The 23,591-nt window shown below is 38.0% G+C and carries 34 protein-coding genes; 27 read left to right on the forward strand and 7 right to left on the reverse strand.

Annotated features, from left to right (window positions below; genetic code table 11):
- Nucleotides 1–111: 111 nt before the first annotated feature.
- The 5 genes from ACTQ50_RS17150 (at nt 112) to ACTQ50_RS17170 (ending at nt 3,089) form a co-directional block, all read left to right on the forward strand.
- Nucleotides 112–321, forward strand: a complete 210-nt coding sequence (locus ACTQ50_RS17150) for a hypothetical protein (protein ID WP_441485210.1) — start codon at nt 112–114, stop codon at nt 319–321.
- A gap of 15 nt (nt 322–336) precedes the next feature.
- Nucleotides 337–531 carry a hypothetical protein gene (locus ACTQ50_RS17155; protein WP_154580661.1) on the forward strand — a complete coding sequence of 65 codons (195 nt, stop codon included), beginning with the start codon at nt 337–339 and terminating at the stop codon, nt 529–531.
- A gap of 414 nt (nt 532–945) precedes the next feature.
- Nucleotides 946–1,566: a hypothetical protein gene (locus ACTQ50_RS17160; RefSeq protein WP_441485211.1), complete on the forward strand. Its 621-nt coding sequence runs from the start codon at nt 946–948 to the stop codon at nt 1,564–1,566.
- Between the two features lie 322 nt (nt 1,567–1,888).
- Nucleotides 1,889–2,590, forward strand: coding sequence for a helix-turn-helix domain-containing protein (locus ACTQ50_RS17165; RefSeq protein ID WP_441485212.1), 702 nt, complete (start codon nt 1,889–1,891; stop codon nt 2,588–2,590).
- Between the two features lie 55 nt (nt 2,591–2,645).
- Nucleotides 2,646–3,089, forward strand: coding sequence for a hypothetical protein (locus ACTQ50_RS17170; RefSeq protein ID WP_441485213.1), 444 nt, complete (start codon nt 2,646–2,648; stop codon nt 3,087–3,089).
- Between the two features lie 79 nt (nt 3,090–3,168).
- Here the strand turns inward: ACTQ50_RS17170 and ACTQ50_RS17175 are convergent, their stop codons facing one another.
- Nucleotides 3,169–3,396, reverse strand: coding sequence for a helix-turn-helix domain-containing protein (locus ACTQ50_RS17175; protein ID WP_441485214.1), 228 nt, complete (start codon nt 3,394–3,396; stop codon nt 3,169–3,171).
- Nucleotides 3,397–3,923: 527 nt separating this feature from the next.
- Between ACTQ50_RS17175 and ACTQ50_RS17180 the strand changes: the two genes are divergently transcribed.
- Complete coding sequence (locus ACTQ50_RS17180; protein WP_441485215.1) at nt 3,924–4,865, forward strand: Ig-like domain-containing protein; 942 nt, start codon at nt 3,924–3,926, stop codon at nt 4,863–4,865.
- Between the two features lie 268 nt (nt 4,866–5,133).
- Nucleotides 5,134–6,015 carry an Ig-like domain-containing protein gene (locus tag ACTQ50_RS17185; RefSeq protein ID WP_441485216.1) on the forward strand — a complete coding sequence of 294 codons (882 nt, stop codon included), beginning with the start codon at nt 5,134–5,136 and terminating at the stop codon, nt 6,013–6,015.
- 125 nt (nt 6,016–6,140) lie between these two features.
- On the opposite strand, the gene ACTQ50_RS17190 is transcribed toward ACTQ50_RS17185, so the two are convergent.
- Together ACTQ50_RS17190 and ACTQ50_RS17195 are read right to left on the reverse strand one after the other, a co-directional pair.
- Entirely contained in the window at nt 6,141–6,341 is a 201-nt protein-coding gene (locus ACTQ50_RS17190) for an HNH endonuclease (protein ID WP_441485217.1), read from the reverse strand.
- Nucleotides 6,342–6,509: 168 nt separating this feature from the next.
- Nucleotides 6,510–6,707, reverse strand: coding sequence for a helix-turn-helix domain-containing protein (locus ACTQ50_RS17195; protein WP_154580653.1), 198 nt, complete (start codon nt 6,705–6,707; stop codon nt 6,510–6,512).
- Nucleotides 6,708–7,176: 469 nt separating this feature from the next.
- Between ACTQ50_RS17195 and ACTQ50_RS17200 the strand changes: the two genes are divergently transcribed.
- The 3 genes from ACTQ50_RS17200 to ACTQ50_RS17210 are packed head-to-tail and all read left to right on the forward strand — an operon-like array spanning nt 7,177 to nt 8,478.
- Complete coding sequence (locus ACTQ50_RS17200; RefSeq protein ID WP_154580652.1) at nt 7,177–7,650, forward strand: hypothetical protein; 474 nt, start codon at nt 7,177–7,179, stop codon at nt 7,648–7,650.
- Nucleotides 7,634–7,942 carry a hypothetical protein gene (locus ACTQ50_RS17205; protein WP_154580651.1) on the forward strand — a complete coding sequence of 103 codons (309 nt, stop codon included), beginning with the start codon at nt 7,634–7,636 and terminating at the stop codon, nt 7,940–7,942. Before ACTQ50_RS17200 ends, ACTQ50_RS17205 begins: the two co-directional genes overlap by 17 nt.
- Nucleotides 7,943–7,956: 14 nt before the next feature.
- Nucleotides 7,957–8,478 carry a hypothetical protein gene (locus ACTQ50_RS17210; protein WP_215725341.1) on the forward strand — a complete coding sequence of 174 codons (522 nt, stop codon included), beginning with the start codon at nt 7,957–7,959 and terminating at the stop codon, nt 8,476–8,478.
- A gap of 135 nt (nt 8,479–8,613) precedes the next feature.
- Here ACTQ50_RS17210 and ACTQ50_RS17215 read toward each other — a convergent pair whose 3' ends face one another.
- The 4 genes from ACTQ50_RS17215 to ACTQ50_RS17230 form a co-directional block, all read right to left on the reverse strand.
- Complete coding sequence (locus tag ACTQ50_RS17215; protein ID WP_154580649.1) at nt 8,614–9,222, reverse strand: recombinase family protein; 609 nt, start codon at nt 9,220–9,222, stop codon at nt 8,614–8,616.
- Between the two features lie 114 nt (nt 9,223–9,336).
- Entirely contained in the window at nt 9,337–9,930 is a 594-nt protein-coding gene (locus ACTQ50_RS17220; RefSeq protein WP_441485218.1) for a hypothetical protein, read from the reverse strand.
- Between the two features lie 18 nt (nt 9,931–9,948).
- Nucleotides 9,949–11,358: a hypothetical protein gene (locus ACTQ50_RS17225; RefSeq protein ID WP_154580647.1), complete on the reverse strand. Its 1,410-nt coding sequence runs from the start codon at nt 11,356–11,358 to the stop codon at nt 9,949–9,951.
- Between the two features lie 818 nt (nt 11,359–12,176).
- Nucleotides 12,177–12,626 (reverse strand): helix-turn-helix domain-containing protein, encoded by a 450-nt coding sequence (locus ACTQ50_RS17230; protein WP_441485219.1) that lies wholly within the window; start codon nt 12,624–12,626, stop codon nt 12,177–12,179.
- A 180-nt stretch (nt 12,627–12,806) separates the two neighbouring features.
- On the opposite strand from ACTQ50_RS17230, the gene ACTQ50_RS17235 reads away from it, so the two are divergent.
- The 17 genes from ACTQ50_RS17235 to ACTQ50_RS17315 all read left to right on the forward strand — a co-directional run bounded on the left by ACTQ50_RS17235 (nt 12,807) and on the right by ACTQ50_RS17315 (nt 23,435).
- Nucleotides 12,807–13,001, forward strand: coding sequence for a DNA-binding protein (locus ACTQ50_RS17235; RefSeq protein WP_132094110.1), 195 nt, complete (start codon nt 12,807–12,809; stop codon nt 12,999–13,001).
- Between the two features lie 2 nt (nt 13,002–13,003).
- A complete protein-coding gene (locus ACTQ50_RS17240; protein WP_441485220.1) occupies nt 13,004–14,107 on the forward strand; it encodes a tyrosine-type recombinase/integrase in 1,104 nt (367 codons plus the stop codon).
- Between the two features lie 13 nt (nt 14,108–14,120).
- Nucleotides 14,121–14,444 (forward strand): plasmid mobilization protein, encoded by a 324-nt coding sequence (locus ACTQ50_RS17245; RefSeq protein WP_441485221.1) that lies wholly within the window; start codon nt 14,121–14,123, stop codon nt 14,442–14,444.
- Nucleotides 14,445–14,568: 124 nt separating this feature from the next.
- A complete protein-coding gene (locus tag ACTQ50_RS17250; RefSeq protein WP_441485222.1) occupies nt 14,569–15,636 on the forward strand; it encodes an AAA family ATPase in 1,068 nt (355 codons plus the stop codon).
- A gap of 66 nt (nt 15,637–15,702) precedes the next feature.
- Nucleotides 15,703–15,936: a complexin-2 gene (locus ACTQ50_RS17255; protein WP_262624073.1), complete on the forward strand. Its 234-nt coding sequence runs from the start codon at nt 15,703–15,705 to the stop codon at nt 15,934–15,936.
- Between the two features lie 174 nt (nt 15,937–16,110).
- Complete coding sequence (locus ACTQ50_RS17260) at nt 16,111–16,332, forward strand: DUF5348 domain-containing protein (RefSeq protein WP_441485223.1); 222 nt, start codon at nt 16,111–16,113, stop codon at nt 16,330–16,332.
- Nucleotides 16,333–16,577: 245 nt separating this feature from the next.
- Nucleotides 16,578–17,891, forward strand: coding sequence for a plasmid recombination protein (locus tag ACTQ50_RS17265; RefSeq protein ID WP_441485230.1), 1,314 nt, complete (start codon nt 16,578–16,580; stop codon nt 17,889–17,891).
- A gap of 14 nt (nt 17,892–17,905) precedes the next feature.
- On the forward strand, nt 17,906–18,283 hold the full coding sequence (locus tag ACTQ50_RS17270) for a TnpV protein (protein ID WP_441485224.1): 378 nt from the start codon (nt 17,906–17,908) through the stop codon (nt 18,281–18,283).
- 160 nt (nt 18,284–18,443) lie between these two features.
- Nucleotides 18,444–18,656 (forward strand): helix-turn-helix transcriptional regulator, encoded by a 213-nt coding sequence (locus ACTQ50_RS17275; RefSeq protein ID WP_055195188.1) that lies wholly within the window; start codon nt 18,444–18,446, stop codon nt 18,654–18,656.
- Complete coding sequence (locus ACTQ50_RS17280) at nt 18,643–19,071, forward strand: hypothetical protein (protein ID WP_441485225.1); 429 nt, start codon at nt 18,643–18,645, stop codon at nt 19,069–19,071. Before ACTQ50_RS17275 ends, ACTQ50_RS17280 begins: the two co-directional genes overlap by 14 nt.
- 235 nt (nt 19,072–19,306) lie before the next feature.
- Nucleotides 19,307–19,534: a helix-turn-helix domain-containing protein gene (locus ACTQ50_RS17285; protein ID WP_118669788.1), complete on the forward strand. Its 228-nt coding sequence runs from the start codon at nt 19,307–19,309 to the stop codon at nt 19,532–19,534.
- A gap of 25 nt (nt 19,535–19,559) precedes the next feature.
- Complete coding sequence (locus ACTQ50_RS17290; protein WP_118669789.1) at nt 19,560–20,546, forward strand: DNA cytosine methyltransferase; 987 nt, start codon at nt 19,560–19,562, stop codon at nt 20,544–20,546.
- Nucleotides 20,494–21,369, forward strand: coding sequence for an NgoMIV family type II restriction endonuclease (locus ACTQ50_RS17295; protein WP_441485226.1), 876 nt, complete (start codon nt 20,494–20,496; stop codon nt 21,367–21,369). The genes ACTQ50_RS17290 and ACTQ50_RS17295 overlap by 53 nt, the downstream gene beginning before the upstream one ends.
- 20 nt (nt 21,370–21,389) lie before the next feature.
- Nucleotides 21,390–21,875: a hypothetical protein gene (locus tag ACTQ50_RS17300; protein WP_441485227.1), complete on the forward strand. Its 486-nt coding sequence runs from the start codon at nt 21,390–21,392 to the stop codon at nt 21,873–21,875.
- A gap of 14 nt (nt 21,876–21,889) precedes the next feature.
- Nucleotides 21,890–22,018, forward strand: a complete 129-nt coding sequence (locus ACTQ50_RS17305) for a hypothetical protein (RefSeq protein ID WP_441485228.1) — start codon at nt 21,890–21,892, stop codon at nt 22,016–22,018.
- A gap of 34 nt (nt 22,019–22,052) precedes the next feature.
- Nucleotides 22,053–23,021 carry a caspase family protein gene (locus ACTQ50_RS17310; RefSeq protein WP_118669792.1) on the forward strand — a complete coding sequence of 323 codons (969 nt, stop codon included), beginning with the start codon at nt 22,053–22,055 and terminating at the stop codon, nt 23,019–23,021.
- Nucleotides 23,022–23,054: 33 nt separating this feature from the next.
- Entirely contained in the window at nt 23,055–23,435 is a 381-nt protein-coding gene (locus ACTQ50_RS17315; protein ID WP_441485229.1) for a TIR domain-containing protein, read from the forward strand.
- Nucleotides 23,436–23,591 lie beyond the last annotated feature (156 nt).

Genomic DNA, 23,591 nt, shown 5'->3' on the forward strand with positions numbered 1-23,591 from the left:
CTTTGTGGATTACGCTAACGAATAATGCTCATCTTTTAGTAGTAAAACGTCTTATTTCTCAGCATTCTTTAAAATGATTAACATTTTGGAATGCTGAGTATAAGGCTTCAAATGTTAATGTATCCATTTGAGGCCGAAAGTACAGCCTTTATCGTTGCTACACTTTTGGGACTGGATACTAGCGATTACAGCTTTGAATACATTGCCGGATGGAACGGCAAAGACAATTTAAAAGCGTTGAGTGCAGCCATGAAGCAGGTACAGGATACCGCAAATCAGATGTATGACAATATTATACAGCAGTTAGACCGTGTAGCATAGAAAGGAAATGAAGATATGAAAACAGAAAAATATATAAGGATAATCACTTCATTTGCCCGGATGTACGGTGTAGCAGAAACATTAAAAGATTTACCATTTCGTAATCAGGAAGAAACATATCTATTATTTTCAGCTTGGGCGAAAGAGTATATGAAAGAACCTGATACAGATATGGTAGCATTTTTTGAAAAGAAAATAAGTGAATTGTGAAAGAGATACTGAGGATAAAAAAGCATCTTGATTTTATATTTATATGGATGTTACAATCAGAACATCAATTACCCGAAGGATGCATATTTCATGTTTATGATGAAATACAAAAACATGGACATTGTGAATGTATGTTTCCAAGGATAAGAATTACAGATACTGGATACAAGAAAAGAATCTTGTGTTCGGTATCTTTTTTGCTCAAAACATATCATTTAACACCACATATGACCTCACCACGAGCATAAATCCGTTATTCCGTAAAATCCCCTGTTTTTCTTGAATATCTTCACCATGTATTCATACAGTGCCTTAAACAACCATATCTTTCTTTTTCTTTGTATTGCAAGTTATCCTTTATCTGTTCTATAATACATATATATACTTATACAGAGAAAGAGAGGTCATTCTATTATGGCAGATTGGTGTACAATAGGACGTATTGCAAAAGAACGTGTTAAATATTATGAAGAGTCAAAGCGTTATGGTGTTACATTCCCTTGTTTGTGGGTGGGTGAGCAGGAGTTCAATGATGGTGTCATTTATTTTGAAAAAGATATGGTTCGCAATTTCTCAAGAGATTGGGTGGAGATATCACTGTGTCATGAAAATTATCTTTTACATGTTACATCCAATGGATGTAAAGAAGTAATTTCCATTAGTTGGTCAGCGATTGCAAATTCTCAGTTTCGTTATTATAGAAAATACGAGCATGTGCTTTCGGTGTCTCAGAAAACAATAAGACCAGGTAGTGTCCGTACTGAGAAAAGCGTGCTCATAGACCTTCCGGTGCCGCTTTGGAATGTAGCTAAAAATAAAGGATGTTTTGTCGACATATCAAGTGAGCAAATTATTATGCAAAATTATAATGCTAGAGCGGCAGTTACATTTGGTTCAAAAGAAGAGGATGTAAATATCACATTTACGTATCTATCTTTAGATGGCAGATGGGAGAAAGAAACAGTGCCAGTCAAACGATTCTTAAGTTTGGTTATAGAATCAAAAGAGAAGAAAAAAGAACTTGGTTTGTATTAGTGTTACGTGCAAAAAATGGATATTGTATATAATGCACTCTTCTAAGAATAGCAATACTGAGGACAAGAAAAAATCTTGTTTTCAGTATTTTTTTGTTTTTGGTGTAGTGATAGTTTGATGATAAAAGGGAAATGAAGAAAATGTGTTTAATGAATTGAGATAATCAAATATAAAAGTTGTCTTATAGTAAACTAATAGTGCGTTTGATTTATTTTTGATGATTATAAAATACGATTTAGTTTACTTATTAAACGAGCCTATTGCAACGTATAAAAATTTTGATATAATGAACTCATCAACAAGCAGAAAGGAAGTGAAACAAATGCCAGCTAAGGCAAAATCCCCAAATGAATTGGCGGTCATTGTTCGAGAAAATCTTAAACGGTTGACAGCAAACACCAGATACCCCAAGGCAACACTTGCCAATGTATGCCGTGTTACACGAGGAACCGTCTCACACTGGTTTTCAGAAACCAATCCAAAACTTCCGTCCATGGAATGTTTAATGAAAATTGCAGACTACTATCAGATTATGGTTGATACATTGCTTACAGAATCGGGTGATAAATATATGCATAGAAGATTCCAAACTTACAGTGATGCATTTACAATCCTGATAGACTTCATTCGAGAGGGCATCATAGAACCGAAGGATATCAACAATCGAATCTTACGTGAGCTATGCACCATGTATGATGAAGCAATCAATAGTTTCGCCATCCCTGATGTAACTATCAGTGAATGGGTAAAGGACATTGTAGCAAGGTTCTGTATTGAGATGCCAAATAAAGAATCCATGGGTGATGAAATCTTCTACTTAGATGAAGTTACAGAACAACTGTATGAAGGTGGTCGTGGTATTCGCACTATGGACAAGCTGCAAACCCTTGAAAATCTTGCAAAAGCATTAGCCAACAAAAGAATTATCAAAGAACAAATTCAGGCAATCGAAGCAGGCGAAGAAGCAAAAAAAGACCCTGAAATTCAGGGAATCCTCGCTCTCAGAGACAGAGGTAGCAAATAATTTCGCCAATTAAATATTGAACATATAAATAAAATTTTCAAGGAGGACTCATACCATGAGTAAAGAAATCAAAAAAGAAGTAACAGCAACAGAAAAAGAAGCAGCACGCAAACAGCTTACAGAAGCAATCTTCGGAGAAGCAACAAACAATTCAAACACAGAAAAGGAGAACAAAGACATGACAAGAACAAACGAAAACCTCAAGAAAGCAGCATTCATCAACATTTTCAACGCAGCATTAACACTTCTGGCAGCAGAAAAAACATCCGACACTGACTTCCATACAGACGTAATGAAAGCCGAAGCCGCTGCAAAAAAGGTTTGTGAGACCTACAAACTGGATGAAGACATTGAAGCATCCAAGAAATTCGCACAGTTCTGTGACTTCTATATAAGCCGTATGTCTACTGAGGAAATCGCAGCAGTTGCTCAGGATGAAACCAAACTGAATGAAGTTTTTGACAACGCTGGTAAAGCCACTGTGAAAAGTCTTGATTGATACAAAGAATAACGGTGCAGGAGTTAAATCTTCTGCACCTTTTTATAATGAAAAATATAGCGTTGGGAACAGAGGTAAGTTATCTGTTTTCCAACGCTATATTTTTTCTGGTGGAATATATTCTAAATATATCAGATACGCTACAATTCAAGATACTACATAAAGTATCTAATGTGGTTGTAGTAATCGGTTTTCCATGCTTCATACGATGAAGTGTATTAGCTGGAATACCGTGTTTGAAAATCAGAGCATATTCCGTGATATTTTCTCTTAAAAGTGTTTCATAGAATGGTTGATATGAAATCATGTAATGATACTCCTTTTAAAATAGAGTATCACCAACAATAGATTGAGTATGCTAAATGAATTGAGTATAAATAAAACATAAGTAAACGTACAAAAAACCTCAGAGTTGCAACTCTGAGGGGTTTCGTTTTGCTTATGGGAATTTACCAGTTTCCTTAGCTATGTTTATTATATACCAGAGCAGAAAAAAATCAACTAAGAAAAAGAAAGATATTATTTTTGTTGTTATACAGAGGAAAAATGGAGAAGAAAATACCACAATACCAGTTTTTAACTACAGTGTTATACTATATTTATATTATTTGTTTTCTTTATACACTTAATCTTAAAAAACTGGTATTTATTAAAAAAACTGGTATATCCAGTGCCAGCCTTTATATTCAGCGTACCACTTTTATACCATTGTACCATTTTTACGCTGTATTATGTCTGTGATTTATTGACGATACCCAATGTATTGAGTATAATCAAGAGTATAAAAAATAAGCGACCGGGTGTTGATGCACTTGAAATTAAAGGAGGAAAATCATGAAAAAAAGTAAATTTCTATCGCTGTTAATGGCTGTAATGCTTGTATTTTCCAGTGTATTTATTGGAACAGCATCACCTGTACAGGCGGCAACTGCAAAATCTGGTAAGGTTGCTGTAACTGTTCCAAAGACTACACTGTGTGTTGGAGACAGCAAAAATAACAGTACACCGATTACTGTAAAGTACAAAAATAAAAAAGTAACAAGTGGCATCAAATACAGTACGAGCAATAAGAAAATTGCAACTGTAAAGAAAGGTAAAATTATTGCTTCAAAAAAGGGTACGGCAACTATTTCTGTAAAATACAAAAATAAAACCTGCCGTTTCAAAGTCACTGTAAAAAATGCATCCCTTAATTTAAGCCAGAAATCATTATCTTTGAAGAAAGGTAAGACATATACTTTTAAGGCATATGCAAATAAAACAAAATTGAAGGCAACTTCTGTAAAATGGACAACAAGCAACAAGAAAATTGTTTCTGTAAATAAAAATGGAACAATCAAAGCACTCAAAAATGGAAAGGCAGTTATTACAGCAAAAACAAGTTTCGGGACTGCTAAATGTACAGTAACCGTATCTTCTAAGCCTCATCAGCACACTTGGGTTGACCATACAGCAACAAAAAAGGTACCACGTACCGTGCATCACGACGCTGTATACGAAACCGTGACTATTCCAGCTGTAACTAAGCACCAACTTCAGTGCGTAAGCTGCGGTCAGTGGTTTGACAGCCTTGACGAACTTGAATGGCATCAAGTCGTAGACACCAACGGTGAATGCAGTGGTATTGATGCAAGCCTTAGTCGTGATGTTGTCATCACTCCTGCACACACTGAACAAAAACTTGTCCAGAAGGCTTACGACGAGACTGTCTACGATACGCAGACTTACGTCGACTACCAGGAGTGCACTGGTTGTCACGAGCACAGGCAGAAGTAAGCACTGTCTGCAGCACCACTCCAACTGAATAAGGGAACCGTACTTACCTACGGTTCCCTTTTCTCTATAGTGGAACTGCCAACAGAATCACCAAAGCTTCGCAAACGTAGTTTGCTCATAGTGAAACTGCTAACAGAATTTGCTAACAGAATCACTAAAGCTTCGCAAACGTAGTTTGCTCATAATGTAAACTGCTAACAAAATTTGTCAACAAAAACACTAGAGTGAAATACCATCACTCACCACCATACCTAAGGAGGTATTCATAATGAAAAAAATTTTCAAAAGCATTATCACCATCATGCTTGTACTGAGTGTGATGGTATGTGGAACAAATTCAACCGTCTATGCTGCCACAAAATCCATTAGTGTAAAGACCAATAAATCCACTCTTTACATTCTTGACTCTGCCAACAACAAGGCAAAACTTACAGTAACCTATAATGGCAAGAACGTCACTAAAGCTGCCAAGCACAAATCCAGTAACAGCAAAATTGCCAAAGTGAATAAGAATGGCGTAATTACCGCTGTAAGACCTGGTACTGTGAAAATTACCACTAAGTACAAAGGTAAATCACGTACCACTAAAGTTACTATCAAGAAAGCAAAGCTGTCTTTAAACAAGAAGACCATAGAACTGAGCCGTGGACAGAAATTCACACTGAAAGCATTTGCGAACAAGAGTGGTATCAGTAACAGGAATATAAAATGGACTTCAAGTAATAGTAAAGTTGCCAGCATAAACAAGAATGGCATTATTACCACTAAGAAAAATGGTACTACAACCATCTCTTGCAAAACTGCCATTGGAAAAGTGTCGGCAAAAGTTATTGTGAAAAACAATAGTGACAACGCTAGTACACAAGAAAACTCTGGTCATACACACCACTGGGTGACGGTAGAAGACACTGAAACTATTCCAGCTGTAACAAAATGGCAAATAAAATGTCTTGGATGCAATCAATATTATGATACACATACAGACCTTGACAACCATGCCATGAAAGTCCAACTCGGTCTCGAACCAGGTAATCCAGAACGTTGCGGTTCATGTGCAGCTGACGCTGAACGTGAAATTGTCATCACTCCTGCTAAAACCATTATCACTGGTACACACGAAGAATGTGATATCTGCCACGCTCGAAGATAAATGTGACACTCAACAACAAAACAGAAAATGAGAGTAGTCAAAATTGGCTACTCTCATTTTTTTCAACAAAATCTGCCTCACTACGTTCGTAAAAGTGGTTATTTAAAACAAATCTCCATCAAACACTATATTTTATTCGACTTCTTTCTATTACAGGTCCGACACAATGTCTGCAAATTATACTCTACTGTCTCGCCACCTTTCGACACAGGAATAATATGGTCAATCTCAAGAATAATATCAGAATTCTTACAAATGTTATCTCCACATATCTGACATGTATAGTGGTCTCGTTTCTTTATGTATTCTCGTAAAGCTGGTGTCATTTTGCTACGCTGTCTCTTTGCAAAATTAGACTTAGAGATGGCATTAGTGAAAAGGTGACAGTAACGTTTGATACAGATAGTGGATTGTGTAAAAGAGGCATATTTTGAAAGTCATATATCCGATTCAAGATGATTTCTATCTGAAAAGTTATATCATATTTATAAGTTCTATTTATCTTCTACAAAAGAATATTCAAATCGAAGTCCAAGAGCTTCTGCCATCTTTTCATATTCCTTTAATTTAAAACCGCCACCGTTGATGCGTTGACTAAAGGCACTTTGGGTCATGCCGATACGCTTTGCAAGTTCAGTTTGTGTGATTCCAGCTTTGACACAAGCTATCGTGATGAATTGTTTTTCTGTCATGATGATTTCTCCCCTCTCAAAATTATTATTTAACCTAATATTAGTATACAAAAAAGCAAATCAGATTGCAATATTAAAATTAGAAAAACTAATAGTATATCAATGATATACAATAAAAAAATAGAATAACTAATATTTTATTAGAATTTGGTTGACGGATATAAATTTATATGCTATCATAAAGGCAAGTAAGAGATATACAATTTAATAGTGACGTTCACGAATTTCCAATGTACAGATAATGTGCATCACCCGGTTCTCATGCCAGTCGGGTGTAAAGGATACAGGCGTATGAACAGGGTTTGGGGATGCATACCAACGGACAGAAGCATATCCCCCATAAGCGTGTGGATAACACATGGCGACGAACAGCGGTGAGCAGATAGGAATATACAGTAGTGCAATATTATGTAGTGCTGTGCCTATCTGCAAGCCGCTGTTTTTTTAGTTCAAAGAAAGGAATCAATACATGATGAATCAGAAATATGCATTACAGAAAGTATTTCTCAATATGGATGATGGAGAATTTTTATATCCAGTATCATTTCATGGACGGTATGCAGTAGATGAATTTATGTATAATGCCCGGACACATTTTCGCAGATTATTCCGGGTACAGAGAATGTCGGAACAGGAGCTTGCGAACTGGCAGACTATTATAGAACGACATTTAGGATGCACCTCGAAAGAGCTTGATTATGGGGAATATGAGTGGTATAGCGTGGAAGTTCTGGCTTATTGCCAAAAGAATAATCAGAGAAAATCTCTTACGGACATTACAGCTTTACCTGATATTATCCCGGAAGATACAGAAGCCTTACGGTGGTTTGCATACAATATCTGCAATGTGCCGGAGGATGAAGTAAATTATTTTGCAACAGTAGACGAACTTATGAAATCAATGAAAAATATGGAGGAAAAAAACCATGAAAAAGATTATTAATGGAAAGATGTACAACACAGAAACAGCAAAAGAAATTGGCAGTTGGAACAATGGACGTTATCGTAGTGATTTTTATTATGTTGGTGAAACACTTTATAAAAAGAAAACAGGAGAACTTTTCGTTTTTGGAGAAGGTGGGGCTGCATCACGTTATGCAGAAAGATGCGGTGGAAACTCTACTTGTTTTGGAGAAGATATTATTCCATTGTCATCGCAGGATGCGAAAGAATGGGTAGAACGTAAACTGGATGCAGATGCATATGTGGAACTCTTTGGTGAAGTAGAAGAATAGTGGAGGATTGTAAAATGAACGAAAGAAATCAGGGAACAGTTTTTATTGATAAGAAAACTGGAAGAGTAAATACAGGCTTGGTGATTTACAATAAGAACTGGGCATACTGGGTAGACCCTCACGAATCATGGACTCATTTGTTGAGAATTGAAGAATGGGATTATACGCATCTGGCAGAATGGCAGAAAAAGATTCAGGAACAGAATAAAAACGTAGGTAATTATTACACACTGGGTAAAGCAGGAATTTCAAAAAAAGAAGTGCAGGTCAGTGTGGATGAATACAGATGGTTTACAGCGGAAAAAGTAGCAAGAAAAGCTGGTGTACCGGGAAAAGCAGACAAAAATATCTGGCATTTTAATTATGAATTGGGTTATACATTACCCGATAATGAACTGGATGCTTTGAAATGGTTCGTATATGATGTTTTCGGATTGCCGGGAACAGAAGAATGTAATCAGTTTTCCAGTTGGGAAGAGTACAAAGAGAAAACCAATCCATTAAGTAAGTATTACAGAGAGCGTTTCGGATGGTAATAAAAGTTTGGTGTAGAGCAAAAAGCTCTACACCATTTTTTTAAAGAGAGGTCTTATTTGGTGGCTACACCCCCAAGCCCCTGTGGAATCAACAAATGAAGAAAATAAAATTTCCCTCATTTATTGATTTTAAAATTAGCAAACGGTCATTGTATCATAGGCAGGTCTTACAGATGCTTCATTTTTTTTACGGTATCTGACAAGCGTTCTGGCTGAGATGCCTGTCATTTCTGCCACTTCTTTATAGCTGTGGTCGTTCAGGAGCAACATAGCGTGTTCTCTTTGAGCTTTGCTGAATTTAACAGGGCGACCTTCACGGTAAGTTGGGTCATGTTTTCTTTTATATTCTCGTCCGTTCTGCATACGCTGAACAATGGTATTTCTTTCAAGTTCTGCAAAGGCAAGCATTACTTGAAGCATAGCTTTTCCGATTGGACTTTTTGCATCTACCATTCCCATATCAAGTGGATATACCGTGATACCACGGTCGGTCAATTCTTTCACGACAGTATAGCCATCATGAGCATTTCTAGCCAGACGGTCTAATTTGCATACAATCAAAGTATCCCCCTCGGTGATTTCTGACAGAAGATGTTCAAATTCTGTTCGTTCCATGGTACTTCCTGACTGAATGTCCTGAAAAAGTTTCTGGCATCCATGCTGTGTTAAAATTCGTTTCTGGTCTTCCAGTGATGTTCCATGTTCCTGTGTTTTAGTGCTTACTCTTATGTATCCGTATAACATTTTGCATTCCTCCTTGGATTTTTTATCATTTACTTATGGCTAAGAGTTATGACATAGGCAAAACCCTTGATTTTACATGAGTGCTTCACCTATGCCATATATTGAAATTTTTGACTAAAGGGACATTTCTTCTGAAACCCTTGGATTTTTACCGCCAGTTTGTACACCGCCACCAGAAGTAGCAGAGCCTTCAACATTTGGCAAACGTCTATAACGCATCGTAGTAGAGGTAATACGTTTTCTTGCACGTTCACGAGCTTCTAAGAAAATATCATAAACATCCTTACGTTCCACCGGGTTACCAGCCAAATCACGTTTTACCACCTTGGCTCCCAGTCCTTTAAGAAATTCTGTGCAAAAATCATCACATTCCAAATACTGTTCTACCAGAACATCAAGTTTATGGTCTCTCTCCAAACTTTCTAATTCTGATTTATGAGTCAGCTTGGCAATCTGAACATCTTTCTCTAAAAGCTGTAATTCTCTTTTTTTTTCATCCAGTTGTGTAATCAAATCCTGAAGAACAGCAGATAATTCATCCTGTTTATCTTTCAATTCCTGATATTCCATAGTTGCCACACTTACGTTATTCTGGACAATGCTATATTCTACATTTTTTGCTTTAATATCAGTCAACAAGTCGTTTCGTTTTTTGAGTAACTGCTGACATTTTAATTCCATCTGTTTTACATTCTGTTCAGTTGTCATAATATAAATCCTCCTGTGTTAATCTACAAAATTGTGAGTATCCTTATTTGACGTAGAATCCATAGAATTATAGAAAGTATCTGCTTCATCCTGATAGGATTCTTTCATCAAAGAAAGGTGTTGCTTATGTCGTTTTAATGAGTGACGGTACATATCGTAATAAGGAACTTCTTTGATAGAACCATCTTTGGAACGATATTTTTTGTTTCCCAGACTTTTCAGAAAAGTAATAAAGTAGTCAGGGGCTTCGTGCATTCTTTTTAAAAGCTCGTCAAATTGTTTCATTTTATCTTCCCAATCCATACGGTTTGATAACATACCCTGAAAATTCATAATGCGTGATGAGAGAACATCCAATTCTTGTTCTTTCTGTTTTTTCTTATCATCTAATTCTAAAAGTTGTGATTGAAGAATTGTTTTTTCCTGTTTTAAAGAACTATTTACCTGAATAAGAGAAGTCTGTTCGGATGTAAGACGTTCCGTTTCCTCTTTCATTAAATCACTGTCTAAAGTCAGTCCTTCATTTTCAAGAGATAAAGTAGTATTTTGAGATTTAAGAATCTCAGTACGTTCCATTTCTTTTTGAGTATCCTGTTCTGCCACTCTAAGTTGCTGTACAATCGCTTTTCTTTTATCAAGATTATGTTGTACATCGATTCTTGGTGTATCTTCGATTTCAATACCATGCGAACGGACAATTTCAATCCATTTTTCTCTTGCCAAGGAATCAAAAGTCATTTTTCGATTGTTGTATCTTTTGGGAATAGATGTAAGGGGCTTGTTATCTTCTCCAAGAATCAGATTACCCTCAATATCATGAATATATTGTTCGGGAAGTTCTACACCTGCCATTGCAAGAGCTTTTTCCTGTCCAAGTCTTCTGTTACCATTTTCATCTACATAAGACCAAACACGGCGAATGTGTGCTTGCGGCACTTCCTCGGCAAAATGTTCAGCAACATCTAAAATTGTAAATGGATTTCCATGAGAATCGTTCCATTCATTTTGCCATGTAAGCCATTCCGTAAAACATTCATGAAATGTTTCCATATCAGGGTGTCCAAAGGAATCCCCAATCTGCACATAACATTCCTCTGGGGCATTTTGCCGGAGATACATCCATTCTTCCATAGATTTTACCTTTTCGGGATGTCTGTTTTTTACATATTTTGCGTTGGTTTCGGCAAGTTGGTGACCGTAATTTTCTTTATAATGCTGTAATTCAGCATCCGCAAAGCTGGTATAACCTTTGTCATAGTAGCCATAAAATTTTTTATCTACACAGTTCCAATAGCGTTCATGTTTCAATTTAGACATGATAATATTATTTGCGTGAGCTACATTGAATTTTCTATCATTATGTTTTGGGTCAAATGTTTTGCCATCAGAATGTGCCCGACCTGAGTGCATAGTCAATTTATTGCTCATTGGCTTTCGTCTCCTTTCTTCCAAAATTCAATGTAATGTTATTGCTGCCACAGGGTAACAAATATTATCCCCAAATATTTGTTACTTGCGTCAGGCAATAACACCGTATGGCATAGCGAAACGCTATACCCGGTGCTCTTGCCAGAGGGGCTGCCTTCGGCACGAGTCCTGCGGACGCTTGCTGCCATTTTTGTTTATAATTCGATATACATTCTTTATATTATAATTGTACTAGATATTGAAAATAACGCAAATCTTGCAAAATTATGGCAGTGTGAAGACAGTACCCAGTAAGGGTTTTATGGAGATGCAAATAATTAATAAAAATTTAATACTTTTATAAATATGATATGACATTATAGATAAAAATGGTGTTGCAGACATGCCATAATATTGATATAATGGCAGAAGAAAATAACACTATGTTTGTTCGCAAACCTTATTATTCAGTTTTTTGTAAAAATGAATAATCTATACACTTTAAGGTTCTGAATCTACATAGTAGGTTCGGAGCCTTTTTTTGTGGGAGAAAAGAGTGGTGTTGTGGGGAAAGTAGTTCACTATTACTGGATAATAGAAAGTGCGAAAAAGTGGATAATGGAGTGTGTTAATGAACAAAAAAAATCTGAGAACCCGCATAAACAGGGCGTTTGAGAGACATCAAGGTTCTATTTGATAACAAAATGATAACACTGGCAACCATGCATTTATTCTTGCGTGAGCCGGAGGTTATCAGGTAAATATTATTTTTGACCAACATAAAAAGGTCTTACCGAATTGAGTGAAATCAGTTTGGTAAGGCCTTTTTTGCTGGTTTTTTATTTTTTCACGTTGGGATAGTTATACCGCCATTGGTCGTATTCTTCTTTCGTGATCTCACCGGATTCCAGTTTTGCAGATTGTTCCTGCCATTCGTGGAACATATCAAACATAGAAAGGTAGGTGGTACCCTTGGTTTTATCAAGCCGCAGGCAGAGTTCCCCATCAATCTCGCCGATATGCAGACCGTAGAGGTCTTCTAGTGCAAACAGCGTGTGCATGAGTCCTACATAGCTGTCAATATCCGGGACAGCCAGTGCATGGGGAGATACCTCGAAAATATCAGCCAGTGCATTGAGATATTTTTCTTTCGGGTTGCGTGCCCCTTTTTCGTACTGTGCAATACGGACATCTGCCTGCATATCGCTGAAGCCAAGCTGCTGTCCAAGATACTTCTGCGTGAACCCATGCAGAAGTCTGAAATGATGGATTCTTTCACCAATCGCCATAACTATCGCTCCTATCTGTTGTTGATAGAAAAAGTATAGCATAAAAGTATAGTGCCGACAAGGAAAACTGATACAAAAAAGTATAGAATTTTTATTTACGGATGCTTGACCAATACAAAAAAGTATAGTAACATATAACCAATACAGAAATGTATAGTAAAAACAAAGGAGGATTTATCAATGGAAAAAATGTTTATGAGAGTGGATGAAGTGATGGAGGCATTGGAAGTTTCCGAATCCTATGCGTACAAGCTGATTAAAAGGCTGAACAGGGAGCTGGAAGCGATGGGATGCCAGACCATCCCCGGTCGAGTTGACCGCAAGTATTTTTACCAGCAGTTCTATGGAACAAAATCATATGATGGGAGGGGCTAAGAATGGCAGTTTACAAGAATGAAAGCAATAACACATGGTACGTTATGACAAGGTATCAGGACTGGACAGGAGAGCGCAAGCAGAAATGCAAGCGTGGATTTAAAACGAAGCGGGAGGCAATGGAATGGGAGAATCAGTTCCAACTCCAGAAAAGAGCAAGTGTCAATATGACGATGGAAAGCTTCTGCAAATTATATGAGGAGGATGTAAAGCCAGGTATGAAGAGAAGTACCTGGCTGACAAAAGAAACGATCATTCGGAGTAAGATTATTCCTTATTTAGGACAGAGAAAAGTGTCAGAGATTACTGCAAAAGATGTGATTGATTGGCAGAACACCATTCGGAAACTGAAAAATAAGGCAGGAAAACCGATTTCACCAACGTATTTGAAGACTATTCACGGTCAGCTGAGCGCTATTTTCAACCATGCAATGAAATTCTATGATCTGGCAGCTAATCCGGCGCAGAAAGCAGGAACAATGGGCGCAGAGGAAAGTAAGGAAATGGAATTCTGGACGAAAGAAGAGTATCTAAAATTTTCCGAGGCAATGATGGACAAACCGCTTTCCTATTATGCATTTGAACTGCTCTACTGGTGCGGAGTCCGTGAAGGCGAACTTCTCGCCCTTTCTCCTTCGGACTTCAATTTTGAGAAGAGAACCCTGCGGATCAATAAGTCTTATCAACGCCTGGAGGGGGAGGATGTGATCTCTACCCCAAAGACCAAGAACAGCAACCGGATTGTAAAGATGCCCCAGTTTTTATGTGACGAGATGCAGGACTTTTTCAAGCAGTATTACAGCCTGCAACCGGATGACCGAATTTTCCCGGTCACGAAATATTATCTTTCCCACGAGATGGATCGTGGCTGTAAGGAAAGTGGGGTAAAAAGAATCCGGGTACATGATCTCCGTCACAGCCATGTTTCCCTGCTGATTAATATGGGATTTACAGCTCTTGCAATCGGGAAACGTGTAGGGCATTCTGCGGAAAAGATCACTTACCGGTATGCACATTTATTCCCATCCGTGCAGACAGAGATGGTAGACCGATTGGATCAGGAACGGATGGATGTAATGTTTGAGACTGAAGAATTTACGAAGTAGAGGAGGAAAACAGATGTCAGCAAAAAACAGGGACAGCCAGGGACGTTGGAGGAACAAGATTGTAGCTTTCCGGGTATCACCGGAAGAGGATGAATTGATTGAAACGCTGGTCAGATTATCCGGACTTACGAAGCAGGAATATATTGTCCGGCGCCTGCAGGAAAAAGAAATTGTCGTAGTAGGGAATCCAAGAGTGTATAAAGCACTGAAAATGGAACTGGCAAAAGTTCTGGAGGAGCTTCAGCGCATCAAAGGAGGTGAGGAAGTACCAAAAGATTTATTGGATGTGATTAAACAAATTACGGTAACGATGAAGGGAATGAAAGATGGACAGTAAAAAGCCTTTAAGTGTCGGCAAACACCTAAAGGCAGGGATTTGGTAGAATACTCAAACCAAAACTTTCTATGGGTATTCTATCAAAATCTCCTGTTCCTTTCAACGGGAAAATAAGGAGGAACGGATGGAAACAAACAGATTAGTAACACAGAAAACAGAAACAAAAAGGATGGAGCCGGATCTAAAGTTGATAAATATGGAAACGGTAGAGGTGGAACAGATTGAATGGCTGTTTTACCCGTTTATCCCTTTTGGAAAAGTAACGATTATTCAAGGAGATCCCGGTGAAGGCAAGACCACGATGGTGCTTCAGATCATTGCAAAATTGACCAGAGGAGAAAAGATTCTGCCGGAGCAGGAACAGGAAACCGAGGAAAATAGTGGAGCAGAAATGGTTGTTGATTCTGATTTAAAATTATCGGAAAGTCCGATGGAGCCTGTGAATGTTATTTACCAGACTGCAGAGGATGGACTGGGAGATACGATTAAGCCGAGGCTTCTGGCAGCTGGTGCAGACTGTTCCAGAGTGATGGTCATTGATGACCGGGAGCAGCCACTTACTATGCTGGATATCCGACTGGAGGAAGCTATTATGCAGACAAAAGCCCGTCTGGTGGTTTTAGACCCGATACAGGGGTTTCTTGGTGCAGAGGTAGATATGCACCGGGCAAATGAAATCCGCCCGTTAATGAAACGTGTGGCGGTGCTTGCAGAGAAATATCACTGTGCAATCATTCTGATTGGGCACATGAACAAAAACAGCAACGGAAAGTCTTCCTACCGTGGTTTAGGTTCTATAGATTTTCAGGCGGCAGCCAGAAGCGTGCTAATCGTGGGGCGAATTAAGGATGAACCGGAAATCCGTGTGGTATGTCACGTGAAAAGCTCCCTTGCACCGGAAGGAAAGTCCATAGCATTCCGTCTGGATAAGGAGACGGGTTTTGAATGGATCGGGGAATATGACATCAGCGCAGATGATCTGCTCAGTGGTGACAGCAGAGGGCAAAAAAGCCGGAAAGCGAAAGAGTTCTTGCTGGAGATACTGGCTAACGGTGGTATGGCTCAGAGAAAGATTGAAGAAGAAGCTGAAAAGCGTGGGATTAAGAAGAAAACACTGCGAAATGCAAAACTGGAACTGGAGATTGATTCTGTAAAACGTGGCAATCAATGGTTCTGGATGTTGTCAGAATAAAAGGAAGATGGCAAGATGACTATTTCTTAAGAACAGGGCATCTTGCCACCTTGAAAGGAGCAAGCAATGAAAAATGTACAGATTCCACAGGAATTATTTATGAAACTTCTTCGGTATCATCTGCTTGACGATGATAGCTGCACGGAAGAAGTGAAAAACGGATTGGAGCAGAAAATGAATGCTATGGTGGAACGGGAATTATATACGAGATCCAAAACTGCCCCGACGGAGGAGGAACGGGAAAAAGCCCGGCAGGAGTATCTGGACAGGCGTGGAATACCGGAGGATTTCCGTTGGTAGTTCTTTCCTGACTACGATAGGACAGGGCGTGGCACGCTCCTGTATCGTTGGCGGACAAGGAAAAGCAGCAGATGTGAGGACGGAAGTTTTTGGCATTGCGGAAAGGGAGCCCTGTTTCAGGGCATCCTTCGCGAGTGATTTTGAGTTTAATCCGATTGGAAAGGGGACTGGAAAATGAGAGAAGGAAGGCTTGGTTACAACAGTAGCAACGGAAGATACGGTATCTTGTCATCGGACTTATGGATTGATACCGGATTGCACTGTGGGGAATGTCTGCAGATTTTAATGGATGGCAAATGGGTACAGACCCGGATGGAAATGGATGTTGCCCGGAACTGGTATCTGGTGGGGACACCTTACCGTGGTGATCTGGAATATATCCGGGCAAGGATATAACCGGGCACAGCCACACTGACCGAAGGGAGGAAAAGGTCTTCGCTCCGCTTCGGTCGGTGCAGAACAGACGTCCCTCGGACGTCTTGCCCCCGGCAGGGCGCAAGGGTACTTTAGATGGACGGTACGGCTGTCGAAAGTGCTTTTGCGTTACTTTTGACAAAAGTAACAAAACCGCCGTATCCGGCGCATATTTCTTTTTGCCGTATCCGGCATTTTTATAAGCGAGGGAGGTGAGAATAGTGGAAATGAAAAGGACGATCAGCGGTATGATTGGAAAAGGTTCTATCGCCCACAATGAGAGAAAATTTATTGCAGAAAACGTAGATGCTGACCGGACAATCCGAAACGTGGTATTGCAGTCAGAGAATGTGAAGGACGTTTACCACGAATTGTTTGATAAGGCAATTGAACGGTACAACGCAAAACAGAAAAGGAAAGACCGGAAAATTGAAAATTATTATGAGCACATCCGAACTGGGAAGCAGGAAAAAGTTTTCCACGAAGCAATCTTCCAGATTGGGAACAAGGATGATACCGGATGTTTAAGCCGGGAAGGGCAGATTGCCAGACTGGCATTGCTTGATTTTGCAAAAGACTTTCAAAAGAGAAACCCACAGTTCCGGGTATTCGGTATATATCTGCATATGGATGAGGCGACACCACATCTTCATATTGATTTTGTGCCATATATAACTGGAAGTAAACGTGGGCCGGATACAAGAGTATCCATGAAACAAGCATTGGCATCCAGAGGTTTTGTCGGAAAGGGCAGGGAAAATACAGAATATAATCAGTGGATGGAATCGGAGAAAAAAGAACTGGCGAAGATCGCAGAAAGATATGGGATGATCTGGGAGCAAAAAGGTACACGCCGGGAGCATCTGGATGTCTTAAATTTCAAAAAGGAACAGCGTGAGCAGGAAGTGGCAGCTCTGGAAGAGCAGAAAGCACAGCTACAGAAGGAAACGGCTGCTTGCCATGAACTGGCAGATAATCTCCATGAGGAATTGTTGCAGACTGGGAATGAACTGCAGAAAAAAAAGGCAGAGCGTGCCCAGGCAGAAAAAGAAGCGGAACAGGCGAAAGCAACTGCCGATAAATATGAGAAAAGTCTGAAAAAAGCAAAAACTATTGCAAAAGATATCCAGAAATATGCCGGTGAATTCTCGAAACCGGTTGATGAGGTACTTCCAGAAGCAGGAGTGTTGGAAAGTGCCAAGAGTTACCGGGATAAAAAGGCATATCCGGTAATCAGTGAACTAAAAGATCTGCTGTACGGTTTGTATCTGAAATATATTCAAATAAAAGAGCAGTTAGATCAGGTCGTTTATAAGTATGACAGGTTGAAAAAATCTAATCATATATTAGCGGAGCAGAAACAGGAATTGATAAGTGAAAATGCTGTTCTTCGGGAAGAAAAGGAAGATTTTTGGAGATTAAAAAGGGCAGTTGGAGAAGAACGTTCCGAATATCTCATTCAGAACGAAAAAAGCAGAGAGATGGCTGAGAAAAACAGAAGAAAAGTAAATAAGCGGTCGCATGATCGGGACGCAAGATAAGGAGGATTAACGCTATGAAAAAATATATTTACGATGATAAGAGTGGTCTGGGCTATAGACTGTATGGGGATTATTATCTGCCGGATCTGGAGTTGATGGAGGATGAAGAAGCATGTTACGGAAAGTATGGAATGCTGCGGAAAACTTATCTGATGGAGCATAGAAAACCGTACTATCAGATGTTGATGCTACAAGGAAAACTTAATAAACATCTGAACAGGGTAGATCGGGAAGCGCATGAGCGGATGGATATTCTGGTAGCACAGATGGCAGAAAAACAGGGAGTCACAGAACTGTTTAAAGCAGAACAGCCGATGCTGTGGGTACAAAGGATGAATGGAATAAGGACTGCAGTAGAGGCAATAGTGTTTACAGAGATTATATATGGGTAAGAAGTGAAAAAGAAAGGGTATCTTTGTCTTTATCATTAGCAAATGAGGAGTTCTTTTATTCCTTTATGGAAAGTTGACTTGACATTTTTGGATGATCATGTATAATCAAGATATGGAAAGTTAACTTTCCGTGAATGGAAAGGGGATGAGAAAAGCATCAATGAAAAACAGATTAGAAGAATTAAGAAAGGAAAGAGGAATTAAGCAAGAAGAATTAGCGTCTGCCATGGAAGTTTCAAGACAGACCATTGGCTCCTTGGAGAATGGAAGATACAATCCGTCCATTTTGTTAGCCTTTAAACTTGCCAGGTATTTTGGTATGAGTATTGAAGAAATATTTATTTATGAGGAGGAGAAACATGAAGAAAAGTGATAAAATCATGTTAGCAATTTATATTGTTATTGGTATAGCTTTAGTAATTATTGGAGTTACTATTCAAGTAGATTATTATTCCTCAATGATTTTTGCCATGGGATTCGCATTGATTTTTAGCAGCATTATGCAGTTCGTGAGACATTATCACCATACAAGACCAGAAAATGTAGAGGCATATCGTAAAAAAGTACGCCAACAGGAAATTAATTTAAAGGATGAAAGAAAGGTACAGCTTCGTAATCGTACGGGATATATATCATGGGCAGTTACTATGGTGGCGTGTTTTATTGCTTCGTTTATAGCTGCACTATTTCGTGCAGGCACTTTGATCGTATGTATTCTTGCCGGTGTTGCAGTTGCAGAGTATATATTAGCTACGATTATATATCGTTATTTGTGTAAAAAGATGTAAATAACAATGTTTTATCTAGATAAATATAATCAAGAATGAATCTTTGATGTTTTGATTGATTATAATTGGTGAATTCCTTGTCGGGATATTATTGGTGAATTGAAACGGTTGAACAGAGTTTTTGGAACATATGTTCTGAAAACTCATTGTTTCGTGAGATTATCTTGATATAAATGTACAAATATGATATAGTAAGATTAACCGATAGTAAATTAGCAATATTGGGAGAAAAAAAATGGCGGTATGCTATGACAAATTATGGAAATTACTAATAGATAAAAGAATGAATAGAACAGATTTAAAAGATAAAGCAGGAATTAGTTTTAATGTGCTTGCAAAAATGGGAAAGGGAGAAACTGTTTCTTTGGAAAGTCTTTATAAGATCTGTAAAACTTTAGAATGTAATATTGGGGATATTATGGAATTTGCAGATGATGAAACCAATGTAATAAGGGCAAAATGATTAATTAGCAGAGGAGGATGCATTTGTGCAAAGACCATTGACGTGCGTTGAAATATGTGCAGGAGCGGGGGGACAGGCTTTAGGACTTGCTTTGGCAGGGTTTGTCCATGTTGCACTTGTCGAATATGAATCGGATTATTGTAATACTTTAAAGTTAAATCGTCCTGAATGGAATGTTATATGTGCGGATGTTCATGATTTTGATGGGAAGCCATATGAGGGTGTGGACTTATTTGCTGGTGGAGTTCCCTGTCCACCATTTTCGATTGCTGGTAAACAGTTAGGAAAAGATGATGAAAGGGATTTGTTTCCAGAAGCACTTAGATTGATTAAGGAAATAAAACCTAGAGCTGTTATGCTGGAAAATGTGAGGGGATTTCTGGACTCTGGATTTGCGGACTATAGACAATACATACTTAAGTCTATTGAAAAGCTTGGATACGATACTCAAATTAAGCTACTGAACGCTTCGGATTTTGGTGTTCCGCAGCTTCGTCCTAGAGTTGTAATTGTAGGAATAAAGAAAGATGAAAAAGGATATTTTTCTTATCCACAGGGAAATACAGAGACTACACCTTCGATTGGCGATACATTATATGATTTAATGGCAGAAAAAAAATGGAAAGGTGCAAAAAAATGGGCGCAAAATGCCAATAAAATCGCACCAACATTGGTGGGTGGTTCAAAGAAGCATGGAGGACCTGATTTAGGACCGGTTAGAGCACGAAATGCTTGGGCAGAATTGGGAGTTGATGGGCGTGGTGTGGCTAATTCTGCACCAGAACCTGATTTTGAGGGAATGCCAAGATTAACAAGTAGAATGTTGGCAAGAATACAAGGATTTCCCGACACATGGTATTTCGGGGAAAAGAAAACAGCTGCGTGTCGGATGATTGGCAATGCATTTCCACCACCGGTAGCTCAGGCAGTAGGAGAAAAGATAAAGGAGTGTTTGGAATATGGATGCATTGATTGCGAAAGCGAGAGTTCACTTTCACGAGCGATTGTTTGAAACTAATACATTAACACTAACAAAAACTGGTGTAGTATCAAATGCTGATACAAGTAGCCGCGGATCAAAAGCTATATCCAAAAGAATTGTTGATATTTTAGTGGAAGAACAACATCATGAAATTAATACGGTCGAGAAAATTTCAGGGCAAACACTTGGTAAGCAGTTTGAAATGTTAACGATGGAATTTCTGCAGGAAACTTTTCCTAAGTTGCAAAATTTGTATCCAGGACACTGGTCTATATTGCAATTGGGAAATAACAATAAACTGAAGACAAGTGATTTTGAACAATATGAACATTTAGCATATTTAAGTGCATTAACAGCAGAAAATTCACAGTTAGCAGCTGCTTTAGGAAATGATTACTTGGTTGCACCAGATGTGGTTGTTTATCGAGATCTTTATGAAGATACTGAAATTAATGCATTGCAATGCATAGTAGATGATGATGTGTGCAAAATGGCAGATATTAGGAAGTCTAATGGAGGAAAACCATTACTTCATGCAAGTGTGTCGGCTAAATATACTATGAGAAGTGATCGAGCACAAAATAGTCGTACAGAGGCCTTGAATTTAATACGCAATAGGAAAGGACATTTGCCACATATTGTGGTCGTAACTGCAGAACCAATGCCGAATCGATTGACTTCATTAGCTCTTGGAACGGGCGATATTGATTGTGTTTACCATTTTGCGTTGTATGAGTTAATACGAGCTGTAAAAGAAGTGGGTTCAGAGGATGCGATTGAAATATTGGACACTCTTGTACAGGGAAAAAGATTGAAAGATATTTCTGATTTACCGTTAGACTTAGCAGTATAATTAATGAGGAAGGGGATTAAATGCAAGAGAAATACTGGTACTATATGGTTCAAGTCAAATCGTCTATATTTTATTTAGATATATATGCGGAACGTTCTTATAAATGGGACAGACGAATAAATGCATATGGCGCAATTGCATCTTCATCAAGTATAGCAGCATGGGCAATATGGAAAGATTTTTCATATATATGGGCTGTTATAATAGCAATCTCACAGGTATTAACTGCCATAAAGGAGTATTTTCCATTTGGAAAAAGATTGAAAATATTGCGTCCTTTTATTGAAGAAATGAAAATGTTGTATATTAAGATGGAATATGATTGGTATAAAGTAGCAAATGGAGAATTAACAGAATCTGAAATAAATACATTGTTATTTTCATATAAGAAGGAAGTTACTAATATTGAAGGGAAATATTTAAATGAAGAAATTCTTCTGGAGAATAAAGATTATTTGAAGGAAGCAGATGATAGAACAGATAGATATTTTGAAACTAATTTTTGATTTTGGAGGTAAAAATGACAGAACAGAATAAAAAAGGAAACACAAAAAATAATAGCGAAAAACGCGGATTTTCATTACCCTTAACATCTTCAAAACCACCAATGCCACCTGTGAAGCCACCCAAAAAAGATAATAGTAAATAAATTAATAATTCCGGAGTAATATGAAGGAGGAAAAATGCGTAAAGCTTTATGTGTAGGAATAGATAGTTATGAAAATATAAATGATTTACACGGATGTGTTAATGATGCGAACTCTGTAAAAGCAGCATTAGAACGTAATGGTGATGGAACATTAAATTTTAATGTTAAATTGATGTGTGCAACCAGCGAGAAATCATATATTTCTAGAAATGATTTAAGAGATGCAGTTGAGGAATTGTTTAAAAGTGAAACTGAAATTTCAGTTTTTTATTATTCAGGACATGGATCCATAGATGAAATTGGCGGATATTTATGTACAAGTGAAGTGTCTCGACCGGATGAAGGATTATCTTTAAATGATTTAATGGGGTTTGTGGCTCAATCTAAGGCACAAAATAAAGTGATAATTTTAGATAGTTGTTTTAGCGGAAAGGTTGGAAATTTAGTAGAAATGCCAAACTATTCTGTTTTACATAATGGTACAACGTTGCTTGCGGCATGTGGAGAAAAAGAGTATGCTACAGAAGAAAATGGTCATGGAGTGTATACTTCCTTATTAGTTGAAGCGTTATATGGAGGAGCAATGAATTTGTTGGGTGATGTTTCACCGGGAAGTATTTATTCTTATATAGACAGATCGTTAGGAGGTTGGGAACCACGTCCAGTGTTTAAAGCCAATATAAATGGTTTTGTATCTTTGAGAAAGAATACACCACCTATTTCGATATTTGAATTACAGAAGATTACAGAAATATTTGCTTCGAAGTATGATGAATATAAGTTGGATCCAACCTATGAGCCAGATAAACATGAAGCAGACATTAAAGAAGTTAATAAGGAACACGAGGATATATTTTCTACATTACAAAAATATGTAAAATTGAATCTGGTTGTCCCAGTTGGAGAAGAACATATGTATTATGCAGCTATTCATCATAAATCTTGTAAATTAACAACACAGGGGCAACATTATTGGAATTTAGTAAAAAAGAATACAATTTAGAAGAAAATATATAAATTAAAGGAGGATATAGATATGATAAATGTGTTTATTCCGCATCGTTGGAATAATGATGATTATTCTGAAATTAGTGAATTGCTGGACCGTACAAAATTTAAAGTGCGTGATTATTCTGTGCCTAGTAGTTCACCGTTTGACACTATTGATAGACGTTATAATGTAGATCCACAGATTAAAAGGCAGATACGATATGCAAGCGTAGTAGTGTGCTCTAATCGTCCTGCAAATAATAATGGGGTGTCAATTGAAGAAATAAAATTTGCAGTTGCAATTGGGAAACCGGTTGTTGCAGTTAAAATCACAGATAATACCAGTGCTCAGATTACACAATTAGGTGTTCCAGTTATTGCAAAACGAAAGGATTCACTGGAAACGTGGATTTATAATAATGTATAAGGTAATATATCAAATATAATTTTAATAAGGGAATTTTGAACTTATTGTTGATGCTCTTTTAAAATAGCATTTTATAGATCTTATTGCCTGTCGTCAGGTTGCTCTGTATACTGTCATTATCCTACAGAAAGAAAAAATCTCAGAGCACCCTCTTGG

Source organism: Blautia sp. Sow4_E7 (genome assembly GCF_052116245.1).
Taxonomy (GTDB): Bacteria; Bacillota; Clostridia; order Lachnospirales; family Lachnospiraceae; genus Blautia_A.